General features: G+C 72.8%; 19 protein-coding genes and 3 tRNA genes. 16 read left to right on the top strand and 6 right to left on the bottom strand.

What is annotated here, in order from left to right:
* Window positions 1-1,277 (top strand): S1C family serine protease (locus tag OO54_RS38190; protein ID WP_051787765.1); only part of this gene is annotated, 1,277 nt, incomplete at its 5' end.
* A 452-nt stretch (window positions 1,278-1,729) separates the two neighbouring features.
* Window positions 1,730-1,814: transfer RNA gene (locus OO54_RS38185), tRNA-Ser, on the top strand.
* 105 nt (window positions 1,815-1,919) lie between these two features.
* Here OO54_RS38185 and OO54_RS38180 read toward each other — a convergent pair.
* Entirely contained in the window at window positions 1,920-3,167 is a 1,248-nt protein-coding gene (locus OO54_RS38180) for a hypothetical protein (protein WP_033211690.1), read from the bottom strand.
* A 579-nt stretch (window positions 3,168-3,746) separates the two neighbouring features.
* Between OO54_RS38180 and OO54_RS38175 the strand changes: the two genes are divergently transcribed.
* Entirely contained in the window at window positions 3,747-4,265 is a 519-nt protein-coding gene (locus OO54_RS38175) for a hypothetical protein (protein WP_033211685.1), read from the top strand.
* Between the two features lie 121 nt (window positions 4,266-4,386).
* On the opposite strand, the gene OO54_RS38170 is transcribed toward OO54_RS38175, so the two are convergent.
* Window positions 4,387-5,235: a tetratricopeptide repeat protein gene (locus tag OO54_RS38170; RefSeq protein ID WP_234439251.1), complete on the bottom strand. Its 849-nt coding sequence runs from the start codon at window positions 5,233-5,235 to the stop codon at window positions 4,387-4,389.
* 184 nt (window positions 5,236-5,419) lie between these two features.
* On the opposite strand from OO54_RS38170, the gene OO54_RS38165 reads away from it, so the two are divergent.
* The 11 genes from OO54_RS38165 (at window position 5,420) to OO54_RS38115 (ending at window position 16,044) form a co-directional block, all read left to right on the top strand.
* Window positions 5,420-5,632 carry an antitoxin gene (locus OO54_RS38165; RefSeq protein WP_033211683.1) on the top strand — a complete coding sequence of 71 codons (213 nt, stop codon included), beginning with the start codon at window positions 5,420-5,422 and terminating at the stop codon, window positions 5,630-5,632.
* A 319-nt stretch (window positions 5,633-5,951) separates the two neighbouring features.
* On the top strand, window positions 5,952-6,473 hold the full coding sequence (locus OO54_RS38160) for an O-acetyl-ADP-ribose deacetylase (protein ID WP_033211681.1): 522 nt from the start codon (window positions 5,952-5,954) through the stop codon (window positions 6,471-6,473).
* A 421-nt stretch (window positions 6,474-6,894) separates the two neighbouring features.
* The gene (locus OO54_RS38155; RefSeq protein WP_017240485.1) at window positions 6,895-7,200 is read left to right on the top strand and encodes a hypothetical protein; all 306 of its coding nucleotides are present in this window, start codon (window positions 6,895-6,897) and stop codon (window positions 7,198-7,200) included.
* A 216-nt stretch (window positions 7,201-7,416) separates the two neighbouring features.
* Window positions 7,417-8,628 carry an acyl-CoA dehydrogenase family protein gene (locus OO54_RS38150; protein WP_033211679.1) on the top strand — a complete coding sequence of 404 codons (1,212 nt, stop codon included), beginning with the start codon at window positions 7,417-7,419 and terminating at the stop codon, window positions 8,626-8,628.
* Window positions 8,625-9,563, top strand: coding sequence for a bifunctional MaoC family dehydratase N-terminal/OB-fold nucleic acid binding domain-containing protein (locus OO54_RS38145; protein WP_033211677.1), 939 nt, complete (start codon window positions 8,625-8,627; stop codon window positions 9,561-9,563). The genes OO54_RS38150 and OO54_RS38145 overlap by 4 nt, the downstream gene beginning before the upstream one ends.
* 1 nt (window position 9,564) lies before the next feature.
* Complete coding sequence (locus OO54_RS38140) at window positions 9,565-10,839, top strand: acyl-CoA dehydrogenase family protein (protein WP_033211675.1); 1,275 nt, start codon at window positions 9,565-9,567, stop codon at window positions 10,837-10,839.
* Window positions 10,836-11,219, top strand: a complete 384-nt coding sequence (locus OO54_RS38135) for a MaoC family dehydratase (RefSeq protein WP_017240488.1) — start codon at window positions 10,836-10,838, stop codon at window positions 11,217-11,219. Before OO54_RS38140 ends, OO54_RS38135 begins: the two co-directional genes overlap by 4 nt.
* A complete protein-coding gene (locus OO54_RS38130; RefSeq protein ID WP_033211673.1) occupies window positions 11,216-12,382 on the top strand; it encodes a lipid-transfer protein in 1,167 nt (388 codons plus the stop codon). The genes OO54_RS38135 and OO54_RS38130 overlap by 4 nt, the downstream gene beginning before the upstream one ends.
* Before the next feature lie 52 nt (window positions 12,383-12,434).
* Window positions 12,435-13,475: a DUF1906 domain-containing protein gene (locus OO54_RS38125; RefSeq protein ID WP_324611640.1), complete on the top strand. Its 1,041-nt coding sequence runs from the start codon at window positions 12,435-12,437 to the stop codon at window positions 13,473-13,475.
* 225 nt (window positions 13,476-13,700) lie between these two features.
* Window positions 13,701-14,246: a SigE family RNA polymerase sigma factor gene (locus OO54_RS38120; protein WP_033211670.1), complete on the top strand. Its 546-nt coding sequence runs from the start codon at window positions 13,701-13,703 to the stop codon at window positions 14,244-14,246.
* Window positions 14,247-14,391: 145 nt separating this feature from the next.
* Window positions 14,392-16,044, top strand: a complete 1,653-nt coding sequence (locus tag OO54_RS38115; protein WP_033211662.1) for a long-chain fatty acid--CoA ligase — start codon at window positions 14,392-14,394, stop codon at window positions 16,042-16,044.
* Between the two features lie 324 nt (window positions 16,045-16,368).
* Here the strand turns inward: OO54_RS38115 and OO54_RS38110 are convergent, their stop codons facing one another.
* Window positions 16,369-20,343, bottom strand: a complete 3,975-nt coding sequence (locus OO54_RS38110) for a PAS domain-containing protein (RefSeq protein WP_033211660.1) — start codon at window positions 20,341-20,343, stop codon at window positions 16,369-16,371.
* A gap of 112 nt (window positions 20,344-20,455) precedes the next feature.
* On the bottom strand, window positions 20,456-20,878 hold the full coding sequence (locus OO54_RS38105) for an SSI family serine proteinase inhibitor (protein WP_033211658.1): 423 nt from the start codon (window positions 20,876-20,878) through the stop codon (window positions 20,456-20,458).
* A gap of 297 nt (window positions 20,879-21,175) precedes the next feature.
* On the opposite strand from OO54_RS38105, the gene OO54_RS38100 reads away from it, so the two are divergent.
* Window positions 21,176-21,269, top strand: a tRNA-Ser gene (locus OO54_RS38100).
* A gap of 282 nt (window positions 21,270-21,551) precedes the next feature.
* Window positions 21,552-21,624 (top strand) — tRNA-Arg (locus OO54_RS38095).
* An 83-nt stretch (window positions 21,625-21,707) separates the two neighbouring features.
* Here the strand turns inward: OO54_RS38095 and OO54_RS46165 are convergent.
* Window positions 21,708-22,067 carry a hypothetical protein gene (locus OO54_RS46165; RefSeq protein WP_157856592.1) on the bottom strand — a complete coding sequence of 120 codons (360 nt, stop codon included), beginning with the start codon at window positions 22,065-22,067 and terminating at the stop codon, window positions 21,708-21,710.
* Between the two features lie 651 nt (window positions 22,068-22,718).
* Complete coding sequence (locus tag OO54_RS38080) at window positions 22,719-22,961, bottom strand: hypothetical protein (protein WP_033211652.1); 243 nt, start codon at window positions 22,959-22,961, stop codon at window positions 22,719-22,721.
* Window positions 22,962-23,408: the final 447 nt, after the last annotated feature.

The raw sequence follows: 23,408 nt of genomic DNA, 5'->3' as shown, positions 1-23,408 counted from the left end.
CCCCCCAGGCCCCCTCCCACCCCCAGCCGCCCGCCTACGCGCAGGCCCCGGCCCATGCCACGGCGGCCTCCGCCGGCGGATGGCCGCCGCCTCCGCCGGCCGTACCGGCGTGGGGTGCGCCGCTCCCGCCCGCACCGCCCGCCCCCGGGGCCCGCAAGCGGACCGGCGGCATCGTGGCGGCCGTCCTGGTGGCGGCGCTCGTCGCGGGCGGCATCGGCGGCGGCATCGGCTACTGGGCGGCCGAGCGCGGCGACAACGGCGGCTTCAGCTCGACCACGGTCTCCTCGGGCGACGCCCCGGCCTCCTTCAAGCGCGACCCGGGCACGGTCGCCGCGGTGGCGGCGAAGGCACTGCCGAGCGTGGTCACCATCCAGGCGAAGTCCGGCGGCACCGAGGGCGAGGGCGGCACGGGCACGGGCTTCGTGTACGACCAGGAAGGCCACATCGTCACCAACAACCACGTGGTGGCCTCGGCGGCGGACGGCGGCGCGCTCTCCGTGACCTTCTCGGACGGCAAGTCGTACGACGCCGAGGTCGTCGGCCGGGCCGAGGGCTACGACGTGGCCGTCCTGAAGCTGACGGACGCCCCGAAGGGACTGACGCCGCTGCCGCTGGGCGACTCCGACAAGGTCGCCGTCGGTGACTCGACGATCGCGATCGGCGCGCCCTTCGGCCTGTCCAACACGGTCACGACCGGCATCATCAGCGCCAAGAACCGCCCGGTCGCCTCGGGCGACGGCTCCGGCGGCAGCAACTCGTACATGAGCGCGCTGCAGACCGACGCCTCGATCAACCCGGGCAACTCCGGTGGCCCGCTGCTCGACGCGAGCGGCGCCGTGATCGGCATCAACTCGGCCATCCAGTCCACCGGCAACGGCTTCGGCCAGTCCCAGGCGGGCTCGATCGGCCTCGGCTTCGCGATCCCGGTCAACCAGGCCAAGAACGTCGCCCAGCAGCTGATCAAGACGGGCAAGCCGGTCTACCCGGTGATCGGCGCGACCGTGAACATGAACAGCAAGGGTGCCGGCGCCACCATCGCCGCCCAGGGCGCCGGCGGCACCGCCCCGGTCACCCCGGACGGCCCAGCGGCGAAGGCGGGCCTCAAGGCGGGCGACGTGATCACCGGCTTCGACGGCCACCAGATCGACAGCGGCCCCACCCTCATCAGCGAGATCTGGACCCACAAGCCCGGCGACTCCGTCAAGGTCACCTACGAGCGCGACGGCAAGACCGCCACCGCGACCGTCACCCTCGGCGAGCGCACCGGCGACAGCTGACCGCCCCGCCGGTCACGAGCGAGGGGAGCACCCGGACACCGGTGCTCCCCTCGCTCGTGTGAGGCCCACCCGTGGTCCCCCCCCCCGCGGCCGAATCAGCCGCGAGCAGTCACGGCGGGCGGCACGTCAGGCGGAAGGTCCGTAGTCCGGCGCCAGACACGACGCGCCGGCGGGGCGCCCCCCCCGAACGCCACTCCCGCCGTGAACCGATCACGCCGAGCACAAGCGTCACGCAAGGAGACCGCCCACGAACTCCCGCCCGGTTCGCAGTCGTTCCCCGCACCGAACGGGACGATCCCCCGCCCCCCGCTCCTCTTCCCCTCCTCGTACGCGACTCCCGCCCGATGCCTCCGGTCCCCGTGCCCCCCTCCCCACCCGGGAAAGCCGGTACCCCCGCAGCCGCACCCAGCCGGTAGGCTGTAGCCGCTCCGCAGCAGGCGAGGCGGGGCCGAGGTGGGTTGCCCGAGCGGCCTAAGGGAACGGTCTTGAAAACCGTCGTGGCGCGAGTCACCGTGGGTTCAAATCCCACACCCACCGCAGACGAACGGCCCCTGACCGGATGGAACGGTCAGGGGCCGTCGGCGTTCCCGGTGCCGTGGCGCCGTGGCGCCGTGGCGCCGTGGTGCCGTGGTGCGGGTGGGTTCAGGGGTGGCTGCGGGCCTGTGGGTCGTTCAGGCAGAGGGCGATGTTGCGGACCGCCGCGGTGAGTTCCTCGATCACCCGGGCCGCCTGCTCCGCGTTGTGGAAGACCGGCCGGTCCGTGAGGGAGCGGCTCAGCTCCTCCGCGGCCCGGACGGCGGGGCCGGCGTCACCGGCGGCTACGGGAGGGGGCGCGGGCACGGGCGCCGCGCTCTGAGGGGGAGGCGGAGGGGCGGAGGGGTACGACTCGGGCTCCGTCCGGTAGCCGCCGAAGGACGGCGAGAAGGCGCCGGAGCCGACGGCCAGGGAGGTGCGCGCCTCCTCCCGGGTGTGCGGGAGCGCGAAGTGGTTCTGCTCGTGCTGGGGGACCGCGAAGTGATCCTGTACGTGCGGGGGAACTGAACCCTGTCCGTGCTGGGGGACCTGAGCCTGGTCGTGTTGCGGGACCGTGGCCGGGGCATTCCCGTGCTGGGGGGTCGGGGCCGGGAGCTGGGACTGGCGGGCCCGCGGCAGGACCATGTGGTCGAAGCCCGGGAACGTCGGCGTCGTCGGGTGCGCGGCGGGCTGGGGGTACTCGCTCTGCCACTGCGCGCGGTAGTACTCCACCTGGTCCTCGCAGGAGGAGCGGGAGTGGAAGACCGCGGTGTCGTCGCCGAGGTCCGGGTACCAGAGGTTGGGGCCGGGGAAACGTACGGTCCGCATGCGGGGCTTGATCTGCTCGGCGCACCCCATGCAGCAGCCCTCCGGCACGATGAGCGGGATGCCACCGCTCTGCTCCGGACGCCGGGGGCCGCCCTCCGGGAAGTACTCCCCGTGGTGGCAGGGCGGCAGTTCGCCGCAGGCCCGGCAGACGGCGTAGTGCTCGGGGAGGACCTGCCAGTCCAGGCTGGCGGGGGCGCACCAGTGCTTCACCGCCGACCGGGGCAGGTTCTCGTCGCGCAGCACGAGCACCAACGGTCGCCTGTAGAACTCGGCGCGTTCGGGAGCCGGTTTGAGCGCCTGGTTCTCGGCCCGCCGCAGTTCGTTGGCGTGCCACCACAGCTCCACGTGGTCGCGCCATGCCTTCTCATAGGATTTCGGCCATGCGTTGTCGGGGTAACCGGTGATCTCCAGGACACGCCACGCCCGCCGGTCCAGCACGACGATGGAGCCGGCCCGGAGTCGCAGATGTGTTCCCTTGCCGTCCTCGTCCGGCCAGTTGTGACGGCCGATGAGAGTGGGCTGGTCCGGGAGCCACCTGCGAATCTGCATGACACGCTCCTAGGCGACGAAACCTCGTAGTTTCAACTGGGGCAGTAGGTGACATTCTGAACAATCTAGGCGTCGGCTTGGGGTTAGACACGCACACAGCGCTGATCGATTGAGGGCCGGAAACGCCTTCTGGGCCGGGCATTTCGCTTCTCCCGACCCACGGGATCCGGAAGCGCGCGTCCCCACGGGGCGGCTGCCGCGGAGCCGGGCGCGGCGTCCCGACACCCACTCGTACGCGTGACGCCGCTTCCACCGTCGTCAGCCCGTACGTATGCATCGTCCCGTGCGGTGGCCGCCGGATGCTCCGGACTGGGGTTTCCCGGTCCGGAGAGGTGGTAAAGCGGCCGTCCTCCCGCGGACGGGTCGCCGCGGGTCGCCGACCAGGAAAGGCGTCCCGGTGACGGGGTGCCCCTTCGTCGTCCGGTCGGAGGTCCCGGATGGCGGGGGGCCGTGCGGTGGGTGACGATCGCAGCAGGCATGGGCTCGTGACCGCGGTGCAGGCGCTCGGGGCCCCGGCCGGGGTCATCTCCGGCGGTCGGAGAGGCCCTGTCCTTTCTGCCCTTCTTGGAGGTACGCGTCATGGGAGGCTTCTCGCTCGACTCCGTCGGAGCTGTCGTCGGCAGCGGCAGGGCCGTGATCTCGGCCGACGACAGCACGGTCGTGGCCGCCGTACAGGACACCCTGCGGGACGGCAGGTCCGCGACGTTCTACCTCACCCCGGAGCAGGCCGCGGCGGTCAAGTCCTGGTACTGGACGCCCAAGCGGGTCGCGGAGCGGGGGCTGGAGCCCGTCTCGAACGAGGAGCTGCAGAGGATCGGGACCGAGCTGAGGGTCGAGGACATGGGTCACTCGTACTCCAACCGGGTCGTGTGCGAATGCGGTGCCGTCTACGGCGCGTTCGAGTTCGTCCAGCAGGGCATCGCGGAGCACGGCAAGGATCAGGTGGACGCGGTGTTCGACCTTGAGGGCGTCTACGTCATGCGGGTCAATCCCGTGAACTCCGCCGTGTGCCCCGCCTGTACGCGCAGGATCCTCGTCGGCCACGAGTACGACATGACCAACAGGTACGGGTGCTGCCGCTCCGAGCCGCCCGTCTGACGCGGTCGGTGCGGTAGGCCGGAGCGGTAGGTCCGAGCGGCAGGTCGGATGGAGGGCGGGCCCCGGGAGCCGGGGGCCGCCCTCCGCGTTCGTCCCGGTGGGCCGGGCGCGGGGTGTTCGCTCAGGTGCCGTCGACGCCGTCGACGCCGTCGATGCGGTCGATCAGTGCCCGGGCCTGGGTGGTGCGGATGTTGTCCGGGCCGAAGGCGGTCAGGCAGGCGTCGTGGGCGGTGGTGGCCAGGGCGCGGGCCGCGGTGTCATGGCCGAGGCCGTGGAGGGCGGTGGCCGCGGCCAGGTCGGGGGCCGCGGTCTCCGGGCCGCGGTGCTCCGGCGGCAGGCCGCGGTGGATCTCGTCGGCGCGCTTCGCCTCGGCGAGGGCCTCCTCGTGGCGACCCTGGCCATTGAGGCTGAGGGCCAGCGACAGCCGCACCATCAGGGTGAACTGGTCCGGATCGGAGTGGACGGAGAGGAATTCACGCGCCAGTCCCTCGGCCGCCGGGTGGTCGCCCCGTGCGTTGAGGGCCGCGATCTGCCCGTTGAGGGCGGCGATCACGAGGAACGGCGTCTCCGGCGTCTCGGTGAGGGCCGCGGTCTCCATGACGGCCACGCACTCGGCTTCGCATTCCTCGTGCCGGCCGAGCATGTTCAGCACCTGGGCCCGGTCGGTCCGCAGCTTCAGGGTCATCGAGTGTTCGGCGCCGAAGAGCTTGTCGTAGTCCGGCAGCAGGGCGTCGTAGGTGGTGAGCGCCTCGGCGTGGCGGCCCTGGGCGCTCGCCGCGAGCCCGACGATGCCCAACGCCATCGGCGCGAACGGTTCGTCGTGCGGCCGGGCTTGGGCCGCGGCCACGGCGCGCGCCTCGGCCTCGGCCTCGGCATAGCGTCCCGCCTGGTAGAGGGCCCTGACCTGGGCTAACACTTCCATCGTCTTCAGACCGGCTTCGTACCCGCCGTAGGGCCGAGAGAATGTCATGGCCCGAGCATACGAATGCGGCGTACGCCAGTTCGGAGGGTTCGGCGAACTTCGTGGAACTTCGTGGACGTTCGTGGAAGTTCATGGACGTCAGCCGTGTGGGGGCGGGGCCGGGGCTCAGCGGATGCGGTTTGGGCGGGGTGCCCTGATGCTGGAGGGGCTGGAATCGCGCTAGGAGGCCAGAATGTCCATGATGGACAAGCTCAAGGGAATGCTGAAGGGTCACGAGGACAAGGCATCCCAGGGCATCGACAAGGCCGGCGACTTCGTCGACCAGAAGACCCAGGGCAAGTACAGCGGCCAGGTCGACACCGCCCAGGACAAGCTCAAGCAGCAGCTGGGTGGCGACCCGGGGCAGCAGGGTCAGGACAAGCCGCCCCAGCCGCCCCAGCCGTAGGGCTGTGCCGCGACCGCAGTCGGCGGAACGCGTGCGCGCCCGTACAGCGGACCGTGAAGGGGTGCCCCGGGGTTCTTCCCGGGGCACCCCTTCGGGGTTGAGCGAAGCCGGAGTGGCGGTGCGCGGACCGCAGGAAGCGGGACTGCAGGAAGCGGACATCAGGAAGCGGACCGCGGGAGACGGACCGCGGGAGACGGACCGCGGGAAGCGGACCGCGGGAAGCGGACCGCGGGAAGCGGGCCCGGGTTCAAAGGAGTGGCAGGGGGCGTACGCGGGGGGCTTGAATCCGGTGGGAGTCGATCGGAGGAAGGGGCCCGTCGTGGTGCGCATCGTGCTCGTGCAGGGGGACATCACCGCCGAGGCGGCGGACGCGGTGGTCAACGCCGCGAACTCGTCGCTGCTCGGCGGCGGCGGGGTCGACGGCGCCATCCACAGGAAGGGCGGTCCGGAGATCCTCGCGGCCTGCCAGGACCTGCGGCGCTCGCACTATGGCAAGGGGCTGCCGACCGGTCGGGCCGTGGCGACCACGGCGGGGCGGCTGCCGGCCCGCCACGTGATCCACACGGTCGGGCCGGTCTGGTCGCGTGACGAGGACCGTTCGGAGCTGCTGGCCTCCTGCTATCGCGAGTCCCTGCGGGTGGCCGACGAGCTGGGGGACCGTACCGTCGCGTTCCCGGCGATCTCGACCGGTGTGTACGGCTGGCCGATGGACGACGGCGCCCGGATCGCCGTCGAGACGGTACGGGCGGCCCGTACCGAGGTGGAGGAAGTGCGGTTCGTGCTGTTCGACGCGTCCGCGTACGCGGCCTTCGAGGCGGCGGTGGGGGACGCCGCCCGGTAGGGCGGGGGCGGCGGATCGCCGTCGGTGGTCGAACGTCCGCTCCGGAATCGTGGGTGTGCTCGATCTCCTCGGCGTGGGGACGCGCCGTGGTGTTCGGCCGAGGGGCAGATTGGCGCAAAACGTGCCGGAACGCTTCCTCTCTTGTGGCGCACCGGTCGTGCCTGCCCCGAACCTCCTGTACGGCGGTGAGCTGCGGCTTTCCTCGGAGTGCCGGGGTTTATCTGCTTGTCCTCACGCTTGAGGGGGAATCGGCCGCTCCGGGGTGGTTCGCCGGGGATTCGGTGGGCAACTCTGGATTCGCGACGTCGAGCAGAGAACGACCGGGGCGGTGGGCCAACCGCCTTGGGAATGGCCGTACTTCAGATCAGTTCAGAAGCAGCTCCGTGCACCAGCACCAGTTTCAGTTCCCGGAGGAACACACATGGCAAGCATCCGTACCGCCCGCATCCTCGCCGCTGCCGCCGCCCTGCCCCTCGCCGCCGCGCTCTTCACGGGGGTGGCCCAGGCCGACAACGGCGGGTTCGCGGACGACGGATCGAACACGAGCGTCGCCACGATCATCGGCAGCGGCGTGGGCGGGGACAACCACGGCAACTCGACCACGACGCAGCAGGTGGCGACCGGTTCCGGTGCCTCCAACCAGAACAACACCGCGAGTGTGAACGGCTCCGCCTTCACCCACATCGCCCAGTCGAACAACGTGGTCAACTTCCTTCCGTGGTGGTGACCGGCAGCACGGGAGCCGGCCCGACGGGGGGCGTGACCGCGGTGTGAACGACGGCCTGTACGGCGGTGCTTCGGCACCGGCGTGCGGGCCGTCGCGCTGTCGTGCCCGGGGTTCCGGCGAGCTCCGGAGGCGGGTGCGGCCGTCGGCGACCTTGACAGGGGTCCTGAATCTGACGGACAGTCAGAAACCTCAGTCGTCCCACGGGAGGCCGTCGCCGTGCACCTCGCCCCGACCGAGCGGCAGCTGCGGCTGCGCGCCGAACTCCGCGCGTACTTCAGGGAGCTGATGCCCGACGGCCCGCCTCCCGCGGACGACACCGGCGCACAGCGCCGGCTGCTCCGCCGCATCGGCGCCGACGGGCTGCTGGGACTCGGCTGGCCCGAGGAGTACGGCGGGCAGGGGCGGGGCCCCGACGAGCAGTTCGTCTTCTTCGACGAGGCGTACCGGGCGGGCGCCCCCGTCTCGATGGTCACCCTCAACACCGTCGGGCCCACGTTGATGGCGTACGGGACCGAGGAGCAGAAGGCCTACTTCCTGCCCCGGATCCTGCGGGGCGAGACCGTCTTCGCCATCGGGTACAGCGAGCCCGAGGCGGGCACGGACCTCGCCTCGCTCCGCACCCGGGCCGTGCGGGACCCGGCCGGGCCGGCGGGGAGCACGCCGGGCGGTAGTCCCGGCGACGTCGGCTCCTGGGTGATCGACGGGCAGAAGATCTTCACCTCCAACGCGCAGAACGCCGACTGGATCTGGCTCGCCTGCCGCACCGATCCCGACGCGCCCCCGCACAAGGGCATCTCCATCGTGCTGGTCCCCACCGACGCCCCCGGCTTCTCCTGGACCCCGATCGCGACCGTGGGCGGGCTGACGACGACCGCGACGTACTACGACGGGATCCGGGTCCCCGCGGGGAACCTCGTCGGGCCCGAGCACGGCGGCTGGGGGCTCATCACCAGCCAGCTCAACCACGAGCGGGTCGCGCTCGCCGCGATCGGCATGCAGGCGGAGGACTTCTTCGCGGCCGTGCTCGACCGAGCGCGTACCCCCGATCCGGTGACGGGTAGGCGCCGCGTTGACGAGTCGTGGGTCCGGATCAGGGCCGCCGAGGCACATGCCCGGCTGGCCGCGACACGCCTGCTGAACTGGCGTCTCGTGGGGGACGTGGGGGCCGGCCGGCTGGCCCCGGGGGACGCGAGCGGCGTGAAGTTCGCGGGAACCGAATCGGCGGTGGAGGTGTATCGAATATGTCAGGAGATCGCGGGCGGGGCGGGCACGGTGCGAGCGGGATCGCCGGGGGAGTTCGACGGCGGTGAGCTGGAGCGCATGAACCGCGCCGCGCAGATCAACACCTTCGGGGGAGGGGTGAGCGAGGTGCAGCGCGAGATCGTCGCGAGGATGCGGCTCGGCATGAAGGGGAGGGGACGGCGATGAGCGGCACCGAACCGACCGCGGACGGGCTGTACGAGCTGCTCGCCGCGTACGAGGGCCGGCCGGCCGCCACCGGGGGCACCGGCAAGGACCCGGTCAACCTGCCCATGATCCGGCACTGGTGCGAGGCCATGGGGGACACCCACCCCGCCTACCGCGGACCCGACGCGATCGCTCCCCCGACCATGCTCCAGGCGTGGACGATGGGCGGCCTCTCCGGGCACACCGACCGCTCTGGGGCATACGAGGAGCTGTCCGCCCTCCTCGACGGTGCCGGATACACCTCGGTGGTCGCGACGGACTGCGAGCAGGAGTACCTGCGGCCCCTGCGGCCGGGCGACGAGATCACCTTCGACGCCGTCATCGAGTCCGTCTCGCCGCGCAAGACCACCAAGCTCGGCACGGGGCACTTCGTGACGACGCGGATGGACGTGCGGACCGGCGGCACCCTCGCCGGCACCCACCGCTTCCGCATCCTCAAGTACGCCCCCGCCGGCCGGCCCCCCGCGACCGGCACCGGCGCTGAGCGGCCGCCCGCCAGGCGGCCCCGACCCGTGGTCAACCGGGACAACGCCGGGTTCTGGGAGGGGGTGGCCGCGCACAGACTGCTCATCCAGCGCTGCGGCGACTGCGCGGCCCTCCGCTTCCCCTGGCTGCCGGGCTGCGCCGACTGCGGCTCGGGGGAATGGGACACGGTCGAGGCGAGCGGCGCCGGGACCGTCTTCTCGTACGTGGTGATGCACCACCCGTCCTTCCCGGCCTTCGACCCCCCTTACGCGGTGGGACTGATCGAACTCGCCGAGGGCGTACGGATGATCAGCAACGTGGTGGGAGTGCCGTACGACAAGGTGCGGATCGGGATGCCGGTCCGGCTGGAGTTCCTGCGGGCCGACGAGGAGCTCGAGCTCCCCGTCTTCCGCGCGGGAGGGGAGGACTGACATGGACTTCACCCCCACCGAGGAGCAGGAGGCCGCCCGGGAGCTGGCCGCCCGCGTCTTCGGCGACCTCGCCACCCACGAGCGGCTCAGGGCCGCCGGCACCGGCACCGACGCCGAACTCTGGAAGGCACTCTGCGCGGCCGGCCTCCCCGGCGCCGTCGAGGACACCGGCCTCCTCGGCCTCGTCCTCCTCCTGGAGGAACAGGGCCGCGTCACCGCCCAGGTCCCCTTCGCCGCGACCTGCGTGTACGGGCTCCTCGCCGTCACCCGCCACGGCACCGCGGAGCAGCGCGCCCGCCTCCTCCCCGGCCTCCGCGACGGCACGACGGTGATCACCGGCGCCCTGCCGGCAGGAGGCGTGGTCTCCACGGCGCACGAGGCACGGGGCCGGGCCACGGCCCCGGCCGATGGCGGCGAACTTCGCCAGGGCCGCGCTCCGAACCCGACGACGCCGGGCCCACCGCCCGGCCCGATCGGCGAGCCACTCCCTCCGGTCTCCGGCGGCGAGTCACTCCTTCCGGTCTCCGGCGGCGAGTCACTCCTTCCGGTCTCCGGCGGCGAGCCACTCCCTCCGGCCTCGGGCGGCAGACGGCTCAGCGGCGTCGTGGACTGGGTGCCGTGGCTCCGGGACGCCACCCACGTCCTCGTCCCGGACGCGGACCGCGCCCTGTGGCTGGTCCGCACGGAGGACGCGGCGGCCGTCGAGTCCGTCGAGCTCACCGCGCCCTGGTCGGCCGGCCGACTCGTCCTGGCCGAGACGCCCGCCGAGCGACTGGGGGCGGCGGCCGAGCGGCCGGGGGCGCCCACCGAAGCCCGGGCGGCGGCCCACGACGACGTGCTCGCCGCCGCGCGGATCGCGTTCGCCGGGTTGCAGGCCGGGGTGTGCGCCGGGTCGCTGGCCAGAGCCGTCGCGTACACCTCGGTACGGGAACAGTTCGGGCGGCCGCTCGCCACGCACCAGGCGGTGCAACTACGGGCCGCGGACGCCCATATGGACACCGAGGCCATCCGGGTCACGGCCTACGAGGCCGCGTGGCGGTTCGACGAGGGCCTGGACGCCGAGGCGGCGGCCCTGACCGCCGCCTGGTGGGCCTCCGAGGCAGGGAAGAGGGTCGTGCACGCCGGGCAGCACCTGCACGGCGGCATGGGCGCGGACCTCGACCACCCCGTCCACCGCCACTTCCTGTGGGGCCGCCAGCTCGACGCCTATCTGGGCTGCGGCACCGAACTCCTCGCCGAACTCGGCGACCTGCTCGCGAAGGGAGATCCGTCATGAGGCCCGGGGACGAGCTGCCGCCGCTGCGGATCCCGATCACCCGCACCCTGATCGTCGCCGGGGCCGTCGCATCGCGCGACTACCAGGACGTGCACCACGACGCCGAGCTGGCCCGGGAGAAGGGGTCCCCGGACATCTTCATGAACATCCTCACCACCAACGGACTCGTCGGCCGCTACATCACCGACCACTTCGGCCCCGAGTCCGTCCTCCGCAAGGTCGCCATCCGGCTCGGCGCCCCCAACCACCCCGGGGACACCATGGTCCTGACCGGCACGGTGACCGAGGTGGACGGGAACACGGTCGACGTCAGGGTCGTCGGGGCGAACGGGCTCGGACACCACGTCACCGGGACGGTCACCGTGGAGGTCGGACGATGAGCCTCCACACCCGGGACGACCTGGGCGGCCGGGCCGCCGTCGTCGGCATCGGCGCGACCGAGTTCTCCAAGGACTCCGGCCGCAGCGAACTCTCGCTCGCCGTCGAGGCGGTGCGGGCGGCCCTCGACGACGCCGGACTCGCCCCCGCCGACGTCGACGGCCTGGTCACCTTCACCATGGACACCAACCCCGAGATCACCGTCGCCCAGGCGGCCGGCATCGGCGAGCTGTCCTTCTTCTCCCGCGTGCACTACGGCGGCGGGGCGGCCTGCGCCACCGTGCAGCAGGCCGCGCTCGCCGTCGCGGCCGGCGTCGCCGAGGTCGTCGTCTGCTACCGGGCGTTCAACGAGCGCTCCGGCCGCCGCTTCGGCTCCGGCGTCCAGCAGCGCGAGCCCTCCGCCGAAGGCGCCGCCCTCGGCTGGCAGCTGCCGTTCGGACTGCTCACCCCGGCCTCCTGGGCCGCGATGGCCGCCCAGCGGTACCTCCACGCCTACGGCCTCACGCCGGACGCCTTCGGCCACGTCGCCGTCACCGACCGGCGGTACGCGGCACGCAACCCCGCCGCCTACTTCCACGGGAAGCCCATCACCCTCGCCGACCACGCCGCCTCGCGCTGGATCGTCGAACCGCTGCGGCTCCTCGACTGCTGCCAGGAGACCGACGGCGGCCAGGCGATCGTCGTCACCTCCGCCGAGCGCGCCCGCGACCTGCGGCATCCGCCCGCCGTGATCCTGGCGGCGGCGCAGGGCGCCGGACGCAAGCAGGAGGCCATGACCAGCTTCTACCGCGACGAACTGACCGGCCTTCCGGAGATGGGCGTGGTCGCCCGGCAGCTGTGGCGGACGTCCGGGCTCGCCCCCACCGACATCGACGTGGGCATCCTCTACGACCACTTCACCCCGTTCGTGCTGATGCAGTTGGAGGAGTTCGGCTTCTGCGGGCCGGGCGAGGCGGCTGACTTCGTGGCGGCCGACGCGCTCCCGATCAACACCCACGGCGGCCAGCTCGGCGAGGCCTACCTCCACGGCATGAACGGCATAGCGGAAGCGGTACGCCAGCTCCGCGGCACCTCGGTCAACCAGATACCCGGCGCGGCCCGGACCCTGGTCACGGCGGGCACCGGTGTTCCCACGTCCGGGTTGATCCTGGGCACGGACGGCTGAGGCGACGGGCCCAGCGGTGGCCGGGCGGCGCTCGCGGTTCTTCACTCGCGCCATGAGCACAGGATCCCGGCCCCCCAGACCCCCCGCCGACGACGACGCGCCCACCGCCGCGCCGACCGACCTCGTACCCGGCCCCGCCGACGATGCACCCGAACCCGAACCCGACGCCGTACCCGAGCCCGGCCCCGTACCCGTACCCCGTGAGTGGTCGAACCGCTCCCCGTCCGCGGCGCGTCGCCGTCCCGGGGTGCGGGCCGCGGTGGCCGCGCTGATGGCCGCGGTGGCCGGGGCGGCGCTCCTGACGGCCCCGGCCTCGGCGGGGACACGACCAGGCGCACCCGCACCCGCTCCGGCGCCCACACCCGCGTACTACGTGGGCAAGGCCTTCGACACCTGCGAGGCGCCGTCCCTCGCGGTGATGAAGGCGTGGCGCAGCTCGTCGTACGGGGCCGTCGGAATCTACTTCGGGGGCCGCGGCCGAGGATGCCCCGGGCAGCGGGAGCTCAGCCGCGCGTGGGTCACCTCGGTCCACGACATGGGCTGGCGACTGCTGCCCCTCTTCGTCGGCTCCCAGGCACCGTGCGTGATCGCACCCGCCAAGCGGAAGTACGCCATCGGCACCAGCCCCTCGCTGCAGGGCACCCAGGAGGCGGGCGACGCCGTGCGGGCGGCGCGGGCCCTGGGGATCGGCGCCGGCAGCCCGCTCTACCTCGACATCGAGGCCTACCGGCGGGATGACGCGCGCTGCGTCGCGACCACGCTCAGCTTCGTCCGCGCCTGGAACCGGGAGGTGCGGCGCCTCGGCTACGTCCCGGGCTTCTACAGCAGCGCCGATTCGGGGGTGCGGGACATGGAGGCGCAGCGGAAGGCGGGTACGAAGGACCTGCCGTCCGTGATGTGGTTCGCGCGCTGGCGGGGCAGTCCCTCGCTGTACGTCGAGTCCTCGCTGCACCCGACGGCCTGGACGCCGCACGCCCGGATCCACCAGTACGTGGGCGACGTCGCCGAGTCGCACGGCGGTCGCAGTCTCCAGATCGACCGCAGCGCGGTGGACGCACCCGTCGCCGTCGTCACGACCGCCCCGACCCCCTGACCACCACCCGCCCACGACCGCCCGAACCGCCGGCCGCGACCCGGCCGAGTCCCCGCCCTGACCTCCGGCGAGCCCGCCCCGGGGTGGGTTTCGACCCTGAGGTGGGGGTGGGGGTACTCCACCCAGAGGAGGTGGAGCCGTCGCCGCCCCTACAACCTGAGGCGGACCGCGGTTCGGGACCTGGGGCCGATCCGCCGGGGGTGCGTCCCCTCCTAGCGTGGAGTCATGACTCCGCCACCCTCTGGCCCCGTCTGCGCCGGTGCCTCGCAGTACGCGTCGTACCCGACCTTCTCCTCGTACGTCCGGGCGCGCGGGCCCGTACTGCTGCGCACCGCGCGTTCGCTGACCGCCAACCCCTCGGACGCCGAGGACCTGCTCCAGACGGCGCTCGCCAAGACCTTCGTGGCCTGGGAGCGCATCGAGGACCACCGCGCGCTGGACGGCTACGTCCGGCGGGCGCTGCTGAACACCCGCACGTCGCAGTGGCGCAAGCGCAAGGTCGACGAGTTCGTCTGCGAGGAGCTGCCGGAGCCGACCGGTCTTCCGGAGCCGGACCCGGCCGAGCGTCAGGTGCTGCACGACGCGATGTGGCGCGCGGTCCTGAAGCTGCCGGAGCGGCAGCGGCAGATGGTGGTCCTGCGGTACTACGAGGACCTGAGCGAGGCGCAGACCGCGGAGGTGCTCGGGGTGTCGGTCGGCACGGTCAAGAGCGCGGTGTCCAGGGCGCTCGGCAAGCTCCGGGAGGACCCGGAGCTGACCCCCGTACGGTAGCGAAACGGGCGTCGGGCCCCGTCCGCGCACATCCGCCAGTGATCACTGGCAAATTCCGTACTCCCGGGTAGTGACATACCGCTTGGTATGTGCGCAGAATCTCCACACCCTTTCTGCCACGTAGCGCCCACCGGGAGGACGCCCCGTGTACAGCACCATGCAGGACGTACAGCTGACCGTGAGCCGCATCCTGAAGCACGGGATGACGATCCACGGGAAGTCCACCATCACCACCTGGACGGGCGAGCCCGAGCCGCAGCGCCGCACGTTCGCGGAGGCCGGCGCCCGCGCGCACCAGCTGGCCAACGCCCTGCGCGACGAACTCGGCGTGACCGGCGACCAGCGCGTCGCCACCCTCATGTGGAACAACTCCGAGCACGTCGAGGCGTACTTCGCGATCCCCTCCATGGGCGCGGTACTCCACACGCTCAACCTCCGCCTGCCCCCCGAGCAGTTGGTGTGGATCGTCAACCACGCCGCCGACCGGGTCGTCATCGTCAACGGCTCCCTGCTCCCCCTCCTCGCGCCGCTGCTCCCGCACCTTCCGACGGTCGAGCACATCGTCGTCGCGGGCCCCGGGGACCGTTCCGTCCTGGACGGGGCGGCGCCGCGCGTGCACGACTACGAGGAGCTGATCGCCGGCCGCCCGACGACGTACGACTGGCCCGAGCTCGACGAGCGTTCGGCCGCGGCGATGTGCTACACCTCCGGCACCACCGGCGACCCCAAGGGCGTCGTCTACTCGCACCGCTCGATCTACCTGCACTCCATGCAGGTCAACATGGCCGAGTCGATGGGCCTCACCGACAAGGACACGACCCTGGTCGTGGTCCCGCAGTTCCACGTCAACGCCTGGGGCCTGCCGCACGCCACCTTCATGACCGGCATCAACATGCTCATGCCGGACCGTTTCCTCCAGCCGGCCCCGCTCGCCGACATGATCGAGCGCGAGAAGCCGACCCACGCGGCCGCCGTGCCCACCATCTGGCAGGGCCTGCTCGCCGAGGTCACCGCCAACCCCCGCGACCTCTCCTCGATGACCCAGGTCACCATCGGCGGCGCCGCCTGTCCGCCCTCCCTCATGGAGGCGTACGACCGGCTCGGCGTCCGCCTCTGCCACGCCTGGGGCATGACCGAGACCTCCCCGCTGGGCACCATGGCCCACCCGCCGCACGGCCTCACGGCCGAGGAGGAGTGGCCGTACCGCGTCACCCAGGGCCGCTTCCCGGCCGGCGTCGAGGCCCGTCTGGTCGGCCCCGGCGGCGAACACCTGCCCTGGGACGGCGAGTCGGCGGGCGAGCTGGAGGTCCGCGGCACCTGGATCGCCGGCTCGTACTTCGGCGGCATGGACGCCGAGGCGATCCGGCCCGCCGACAAGTTCAGCGAGGACGGCTGGCTGAAGACCGGAGACGTCGGCGTGATCAGCCCCGACGGGTACCTCACCCTCACCGACCGCGCCAAGGACGTCATCAAGTCCGGCGGCGAGTGGATCTCCAGCGTCGAGCTCGAGAACGCCCTCATGGCCCACCCGGCGGTCGCCGAGGCCGCCGTCGTCGCCGTACCGGACGAGAAGTGGGGCGAGCGCCCGCTGGCGACCGTCGTCCTCAAGGAGGGCGAGGCGGCCGACTACGACACGCTGCGGTCCTTCCTCGCCGACGAGGGCGGCATCGCCAAGTGGCAGCTGCCGGAGCGCTGGGCGATCGTGCCGGCGGTGCCGAAGACGAGCGTCGGCAAGTTCGACAAGAAGGTCATCCGCAGGCAGTACGCGGAGGGCGAGCTGGACGTGACCCAGCTGTAGCCGGGCACATCCCGTACGGAGAGGGGAGGGCGGGGGCGCCCTCCCCTCTCCCGTTGCCGGGAGGTGTCCTGCCGGTCATGACCGGACAGGCACCAAGGACCTCGCCGGAAGGTCCCGCCCGGCTCGGGCAGACGGGCGCTGCCGCGCGGACAGGGCGCTGCCGCGCGGACAGGGCGCTGCCGCGCGGACAGGGCGCTGCCGCGCGGACAGGGCGCTGCCGTCCGGACAGGGCGCTGCCGTCCGGACAGGGCGCTGCCGTCCGGACAGGGCGCTGCCGTCCGGACAAGGCGCTGCCGCCCGGACGCGCTCCCCTCCGGACAGGCCCTAGTTGGTGCCGATCTTCGCGAGCAGGTCGACGATCCGGGCCTGGACCTCGGTGCTGTTCGACCGCTCGGCGAGGAAGAGGACCGTCTCGCCGGAGGACAGCTTCGGCAGCTCCTCCTCGTCGAGGTCGACCGAGGTGTAGACGACGAGCGGCGTACGGTTCAGCTGCCCGTTCGCCCGCAGCCAGTCGATGATCCCGGCCCGGCGGCGACGCACCTGCATCAGGTCCATCACCACCAGGTTCGGCCGCGTCTCCGTGGCGAGCGCGACCGCCTCCGTGTCCGTCGCGGCCCGCGCCACCTGCATCCCTCGCCGCTCGAGCGTGGCCGCGAGCGCCTGCGCGATGTCGTCGTGCTCCTCGATCAGCAGGACCCGGGACGGGTGCTGCTCGCTGTCGCGCGGCGCGAGCGCCTTGAGGAGCACGGCCGGGTCGGCGCCGTACGCCGCCTCCCGGGTCGCCTGCCCCAGACCCGCCGCCAGCAGCACCGGTACGTCGGCCGCGACGGCGGCCTGACGCAGCGACTGCAGCGCGGTACGGGTGATGGGCCCGGTCAGCGGGTCGACGAACAGCGCGGCCGGGAAGGCGGCGATCTGCGCGTCGACCTCCTCGCGGGAGTGCACGATCACCGGTCGGTAGCCGCGGTCGCTCAGCGCCTGCTGGGTGGCGACGTCGGGCGCGGGCCACACGAGCAGCCGACGCGGGTTGTCGAGGGGCTCCGGGGGCAGTTCGTCGTCCACGGGACGCGGGGCCGGCCGGTTGGCGACCTCGATGGCCCCACCGGGGCCGTCCAGCGGCTCGGGCCCCTCGGCGGAGCCCTCGGCGGGCGCCCCTATGGCGTACGCGCGCCCCTCGGGCGCGGCCGGTACCAGTCCGAGCGCGGCCTCGGGCGACGCCTGCGGGTGCGGCCTCGCCTCGGCCTCGGCCGGCGCGGGCAGCGCCGCCGGCACCGGCGGGTCCACCTCGGGCGGCGTGGCGAGCTTCCGCCGCCGCCCCGACCCGTTGGACGGCGCGACAGGAGTCGCGGCGGGCGGCGCGGCCGGCACGGCGGCCGGTGCGGGCGGGACGAACGGCACGCCCTGCCCGAGCGTGCGCACGCTGAACGCCCGCCCCTGCGTCGAGTCCTTCGGCATCGGCAACTCGGGCGGCAACGGCACGGATCCGGTGCCGCTCACCGAACCCGTGCTCCCCGAACCCGTGCTCACCGAACCCGTGCTTCCCGAGCCGGTGACGCTCCGGGCATCGACCCCGGACTCGGACCGCGGGGCCGGCGGTGCGACGGCCAGGCGACGCCCGGTCGCCTCGGCCGCCGGCCCGTCCCGGAGCTCGTCCGGCAGCGGGGACCGCGGCATCGGGTGCGGCTGCGGCGGCGTGTGATCGCCCCCCGGCACACCCCGTACCGCCTCGTGCCGACCCTCGTCGGACACGGGCAGCGCACCGGCTCCCGGAGCGGGCGAGGCCGGGGAGACGGGGCCCAGCCCGGCGGGCAGCGGATCGGCGGGCACGGAGTCGAGGGGTACGGGACCGGAACCGAGTCCGGGCACGGAACCGGCTGCCGGCGGGCCCGAAGGCACGGAACCGGCGGGCAGCGGGTCGCCATGGACCGGCTCGTCCGGCGCGCGGTCGGCATCGGCCGGCGGCAGCGCGAACGGCGTCCGCGGCCCGGCGTCGGCCGCCGCCGCACGCTCCTGCGCCGCGGCCAGCGCCCTGCGGCGACGTCCGCTCGGCCGTTCCTGGGGCACGTCCTCGCCGGAGGACACGGCCGGCAGGGCCCGGGCGAGGGCGGGCGCCCCCGTGGGCTCGACGGCGACCCCCTGCGGCGGCACGGCGGCCCCCAGCGCGGCACGCCCCTGCGCGCCCTCGGCGGCGGTCACCACGGAGCCCTCGGCGGGACGGCCCCGACGGCGCCCGGTGGGCTCGACGCGCCCCGCGGGGTCGCCGACAGCGGCTCCGGCCGGTACGGCGTCCACGGCCGCGTTCTGCTGGGCCGGGATCAGCTCGGCCGGACCGGCCGCCTCTCCCGTACGGGCACGGCGGCGCCCACTGGGCTCGGCGCCGACCCGGTTCTCCCCTTCGGGCGCGACCGCGCTTTCCAGGAAGGCGTCGGTGGACCCGCGCCGGGCCCGCCGCCGCCCCCCACCGGACGTGTCCGAGGCGGAGGCGGGGTACCCGTCCGCACCGGCGCCGGAACCGGCACTGGCATCGACGGCCGCACCTGCACCTGCGGCGGCACCCGCACCCGCGAAGGCACCCCCGCCCGCGGAGGCACCCGCTCCGGCACCGGCACCCGGACCCGTGCCCGTCGCCGACGCGGTGGCCTGGGCCGGCAGCGCGAGGGCCTCCCGGCCGCCGCCCTCCGGCGGGTCGTTCCTCGGTGCGGGCGGGACCGTGCCACGCCCGGCGCCGACCGGCACCTCGAGGACGTACGCGCCCCCGCTCGTGCCCGGCACCTCGTGGGTCTGCACGACACCGCCGTGCGCCGCCACGATCCCGCGCACGACCGGCCCGTGGACCGGGTCGCCGCCCGCGTACGGGCCGCGGACCTCGATGCGTACGACGTCACCGCGCTGCGCGGCCGCGACGACGATCGTGGAGTCGGCGGGCACGGTGCCCTGGGCGGTGGTCCGGTTCTTGCCGGTGGCGTCGACGCCGGCGACGTCCGCGACGAGGTGCGCCAGCGCGGTCGCGAGCCGGACCGGGTCGACCTCGGCCTCGATCGGCGGCGCGTGCACGGCGAACTGCGCGCGGCCGGGCCCGATCAGCTCGACGGCCGCGTCGATGCCGGCCGTCACGACCCCGTCGAGGAGCGCGACCCGCTTGTCGAGCTCCTCCGCGCCCGCGTCGAGGCGCTGGAAGCCCAGGACGTTGTCCACGAGCGCGGTCATCCGGGCGTACCCGGCGGCGAGGTGGTGCAGCACCTGGTTGGCCTCGGGCCACAGCTGCCCGGCGTCGTCGGCCGCGAGGGTGCCCAACTGGGTGCGCAGCTCCTCGAGGGGACCGCGCAGCGACTCGGCGAGGACGGCCGTCAGCTGCTCGTGGCGGGCGGCCAGCGAGGCGTACCGCTCCTGCTGCGCCTCCCGCTCGGCGGCGTGCCGCTCCGCGCGGTCGGCGAGCTCGGCGGCGTGCCGCTCGGTGAGTTCGGCGAGTTCGGCGGCGTGCTGCTCGACCAGCTCCTCGTACGGCCTGCGGTCGGTGAAGGTCATCACCGCGCCGACGAGCTGGTCCCCGTCCCGTACCGGAGCGGTCGTCAGGTCGACCGGCACCCGGTCGCCCTTCTTCGCCCACAGGACCTGCCCGCGCACCCGGTGCTTCCGTCCGGACTTGAGGGTGTCGGCGAGCGGCGACTCCTCGTACGGGAACGGCTCTCCGTCGGCGCGCTTGGCGAGGATCAGCGGGTGCAGCTCCTGGCCGCCGAGCTCGCCGGCGCGGTAGCCGAGGATCTGCGCGGCGGCGGGGTTGACCAGGACGACCCGGCCGTCCGTGTCCGTGCCGACGACGCCCTCGGCCGCGGCGCGCAGGATCATCTCGGTCTGGCGCTGCGAGCGGGCGAGTTCGGCCTCGGTGTCGAGGGTGCCGGTGAGGTCCCGCACGACGAGCATCAGCAGCTCGTCGCCGGTGTAGCCGCCGTACGAGTCGTAGGCCTCGCGGCCGTCCTCCAGGCTGGCGCTGGTCACCTCGACGGCGAACTCACTGCCGTCGGTACGGCGGGCGATCATCCGGGCGGGCTTGGTACGGCCCCGCTCGTCGGTGCCCTCGGGACGGCGCATGGAACCGGGGATGAGGCGCGAGTCGAAGCCGGGCAGCAGGTCGAGCAGACCGCGTCCGACGAGCGCGGTGCCCGGCGTCTCGAACATGCCGAGGGCGATCGTGTTGGCGTTGACGACCGTGCCGTTGCAGTTCACGAGCACGAGGCCGTCGGGGAGGGCGTCGAGTATCGCTGCGAGGCGAGCAGCGCCTCGGGATGGCCTGCTGCTCACGACGACGCTTCCTCCCAGAACCACTGCACGTGCTTGCCCACCGACCGCGGCCCCATCTTGCCCCTCGGGCCGCAGCCTGTCACTGAAGGGAGTCTAAGGGAGCCTCCGGGCGTCATCCCCGGACGATCGGAAGGACCGGCTCCAGGTTCTCCCAGCGGCCGATCTCGCATCCGTTCGCCCGGGAGAACCGTGCGTCGACCTTACGGCCCTGCCAGGTGCCGGTGACGTGCGCGAGTGCGGGCCCGCCGTACACCTGCGTACACAGCGCGTCCCCGGGAACCGCCCTGAACGGGTCCGCCCCCTCCTCCGCCAGCTGCTCCAGCCGCTTGCACGCGTCCGCCGCCGCCGGGTGGTTCCCCTCCGGCCCGCCGTCGCACGTCAGCTCGAAGATGCCGTCCGCCGTCGGATACCCGCTCTTCTCCACCGTCACCGTCAGCGCGTCGGGCCCCGACAGCAACGGCAACGGCGGCAACGGGCCGAACCCCGCGGTCCCTGCGGCGGTGGCGAGGGTCGCGAGGACGAGACTGCGCAGCATTCGGATCTCCAGCAGCACGAGGTGACGACGGACGCGGACGCACGACGCGCCCGCCCCTCTAACGCTCCCGCCGCCCCCACGTTGCGCAACCCCTGTGCGCCACCCGTGCCGCAACCCGTGCCGCCGGTGCCCCACCCCAGCCCGCGCACCCCGCCCGAGGCCCTTCCCGCTCCTCCGCGCCCCGCCGTCGGGCTTTGCCCTGGACCCCACCCTCCTAGTACGGTGAGAATCGATTGGTGACAGCCGGTTCGCCTGTGTCATCATCTGCACGCACCACCGCGCATGCGCGAGGTGCGAGGAGGCGTCGCCTAGTCCGGTCTATGGCGCCGCACTGCTAATGCGGTTTGGGCCTTCAAGCCCATCGAGGGTTCAAATCCCTCCGCCTCCGCCACCGAAGCCCCGGCCCCCAAGGCCGGGGCTTCACTCATTCCCGCCCCGAACCCCTCGCGGCCCACCCGTGTGACCCCGGTCTCTTTCCGCGTTTTCCACCCCCGCGATCCCCCCTCGCGCCCACCGCCCAGCCACCTCCCCCTCGCCCCCCGTCAGGACGTTTCCGCAGGTCACAACGGGTGTGGGGAATGGATTTCACATGACGGCGGCAGTCATGTAATGTTCTTCCTGTCGCCGCGAGCGGGTCGAAAGACCGGGGAGCGAAGACAAAAACTAAAAACAAGCACTCGTAGCTTAACGGATAGAGCATCTGACTACGGATCAGAAGGTTGCAGGTTCGAATCCTGCCGAGTGCACACAGATCGAAGGCCCCCTGGACATCGTCCAGGGGGCCTTCGACATCAGCGGGTGACATCAACGTCCTTCACTCGTACTCGATTCAGAACCCGCTGCAGGTGGCTGCCGCCGATGGCCCGGAGGCGATGGCCGTCTTCGGCGAGTCGTTGTCCACGCTCACCGAGCAGGTGGCCGTCCCTCCTGACCCGCTCAGGCTGATGAGCAGTGATCCACCCTTCATGAAGCCCTTCGTCTTCAGGGTCTTCCGCCACGGCAGCTTCTCGACGGTTTCGGACCTTGACGAGATGCCGTCGTCGTTCCAGACGGAGTAGGCGATGGTTACGTCTCTGGCGTCGCCAGTGACCGCGTACTCCACGGTGACTTCTTTTGACACTTCGTTGGAGATGCCCGCGATGAGGGCTACGCACCCGCCTGCCGCCAGCAGGACCAGGATGAGCAGCACCCACGGCCACTTCCGTCGCTTCTTTTTGGGCGGTGCTGCTCCATAAGGTGCGCCACCGCCCGGCGGGGTTTGCCAGCCGGCCCCGGCGTGAGGCTGCTGTGCGCCCTGTCCCCACGGCTGCTGGTACGGATCTGGGCGGGGCTCCTGCCCGGATGGGGGTTGGTTCATGGCATCAGCGTCCGACCACGCGCTCAGACGCGCTACTCCGCTTTCGGGTCCTGGCGCCCGTTCGGCTGACGGGGCGGGGACGAGTCGTGGTCGTCCTCGTCCTGGTCGGGTTCCCACCCCGAAGCGTCGTCCATTCGCTCGGCCGCCGCCCTGAGGGTCGTCTGCGTGGACGTGCGCATGGGTGTCGAGCGCCATCGTGATCGTGCTGCGGCTGAGCGTCTCCATGATGATCCGGGCATCCGCGCCCTGCGCGAGCAGCAGGGAGGCGCAGGTGTGCCGCAGGTCGTGCGCCCGGTTCCGGCAGGGGTGCTTGGGCTCAGGGATGGAGGGGGCCCGTACGCGGGTGCCGACCGATGGGATCAGGATGACGCCGCCACGCCGGAGGATCGAGGTGCCCTCAGCGAGCTTCAGGCGCGTAAGGAAGCAGCGGGTCGCCGAGACCCGCTGCTACGGAGGGTGCTTCCCTCCTCGCGTCATGTGACGTCAGTTCTGTCCGGGTGGGGCGTGGCCGGACGGGTTCTGGTTCTCACTCTCCTGGGTGAGCCCGCCGCCCGTACAGCTCGGCTGCTGGCCGCCGGGCTGTTGGCCGCCGTTGTTGGTGCATTGGGTGTCGACCGGCTGGATCTTGGCGTCGGCGACACCTGCGCCGCCGATGCCCAACGCGAACGCTGCGGCGCCCGCGGCAAGTGCGGCCCCCAGCCGTCTGGCTGTCAGTCTCCTCGGCATCTGGACTCAGCCTCCTTCTCGGCTGCGCGGCGAAGTCTTCCGCCGTTTGTCCTTGGCAACGCTTGTAGCGCCTATCGGGCGTGTCAAACCGTGGGTCACATGATGGGCAGGGCATCCCATTGTGGACACGCGGGAGGGCTGCCGCGTGTGCGGCATCCGGGTCGAGAGGCGGCATCGCCCTTTCCGTACGCCGCTCTTGCCGGAATTCTCGACTCCGCGAATCAGCCGGTCACCGTGTGTGTCGTGCCGCTGCTTGTCTGATCCCAGTGGCCTTGCCCCGTAATCGGGCTGTCAAGTCGATCATTGACGTCCGGCATCAGCAGTCGACACCCACAGGGGCAGGCAGCGGCGGCGGGCGCTCCGGGGGAGAGCGCCCGGTCCGCGGACGAGGGTCAGGCGGCGGTGGGGACGGGGACGGCCTGGGGGAGGGTGCGGCGGGGGCGGGTG

Origin of the sequence: Streptomyces wedmorensis (assembly GCF_000716445.1) — a bacterium.
Taxonomy (GTDB): Bacteria; Actinomycetota; Actinomycetes; order Streptomycetales; family Streptomycetaceae; genus Streptomyces; species Streptomyces wedmorensis.
Note: the sequence above shows the minus strand (reverse complement) of the source record. Positions and strands in the feature narration are given on the sequence as shown.

What these genes read in the sequence shown, in the direction of transcription:
- OO54_RS38180 (WP_033211690.1), bottom strand. Translation starts at nt 3,167, where the DNA reads ATGCAGATTCGCAGGTGGCTCCCGGACCAGCCCACTCTCATCGGCCGT.
- OO54_RS38175 (WP_033211685.1), top strand. Translation starts at nt 3,747, where the DNA reads ATGGGAGGCTTCTCGCTCGACTCCGTCGGAGCTGTCGTCGGCAGCGGC.
- OO54_RS38170 (WP_234439251.1), bottom strand. Translation starts at nt 5,235, where the DNA reads ATGACATTCTCTCGGCCCTACGGCGGGTACGAAGCCGGTCTGAAGACG.
- OO54_RS38165 (WP_033211683.1), top strand. Translation starts at nt 5,420, where the DNA reads ATGTCCATGATGGACAAGCTCAAGGGAATGCTGAAGGGTCACGAGGAC.
- OO54_RS38155 (WP_017240485.1), top strand. Translation starts at nt 6,895, where the DNA reads ATGGCAAGCATCCGTACCGCCCGCATCCTCGCCGCTGCCGCCGCCCTG.
- OO54_RS38145 (WP_033211677.1), top strand. Translation starts at nt 8,625, where the DNA reads ATGAGCGGCACCGAACCGACCGCGGACGGGCTGTACGAGCTGCTCGCC.
- OO54_RS38140 (WP_033211675.1), top strand. Translation starts at nt 9,565, where the DNA reads ATGGACTTCACCCCCACCGAGGAGCAGGAGGCCGCCCGGGAGCTGGCC.
- OO54_RS38135 (WP_017240488.1), top strand. Translation starts at nt 10,836, where the DNA reads ATGAGGCCCGGGGACGAGCTGCCGCCGCTGCGGATCCCGATCACCCGC.
- OO54_RS38130 (WP_033211673.1), top strand. Translation starts at nt 11,216, where the DNA reads ATGAGCCTCCACACCCGGGACGACCTGGGCGGCCGGGCCGCCGTCGTC.
- OO54_RS38125 (WP_324611640.1), top strand. Translation starts at nt 12,435, where the DNA reads ATGAGCACAGGATCCCGGCCCCCCAGACCCCCCGCCGACGACGACGCG.
- OO54_RS38120 (WP_033211670.1), top strand. Translation starts at nt 13,701, where the DNA reads ATGACTCCGCCACCCTCTGGCCCCGTCTGCGCCGGTGCCTCGCAGTAC.
- OO54_RS38105 (WP_033211658.1), bottom strand. Translation starts at nt 20,878, where the DNA reads ATGCTGCGCAGTCTCGTCCTCGCGACCCTCGCCACCGCCGCAGGGACC.
- OO54_RS38080 (WP_033211652.1), bottom strand. Translation starts at nt 22,961, where the DNA reads ATGCCGAGGAGACTGACAGCCAGACGGCTGGGGGCCGCACTTGCCGCG.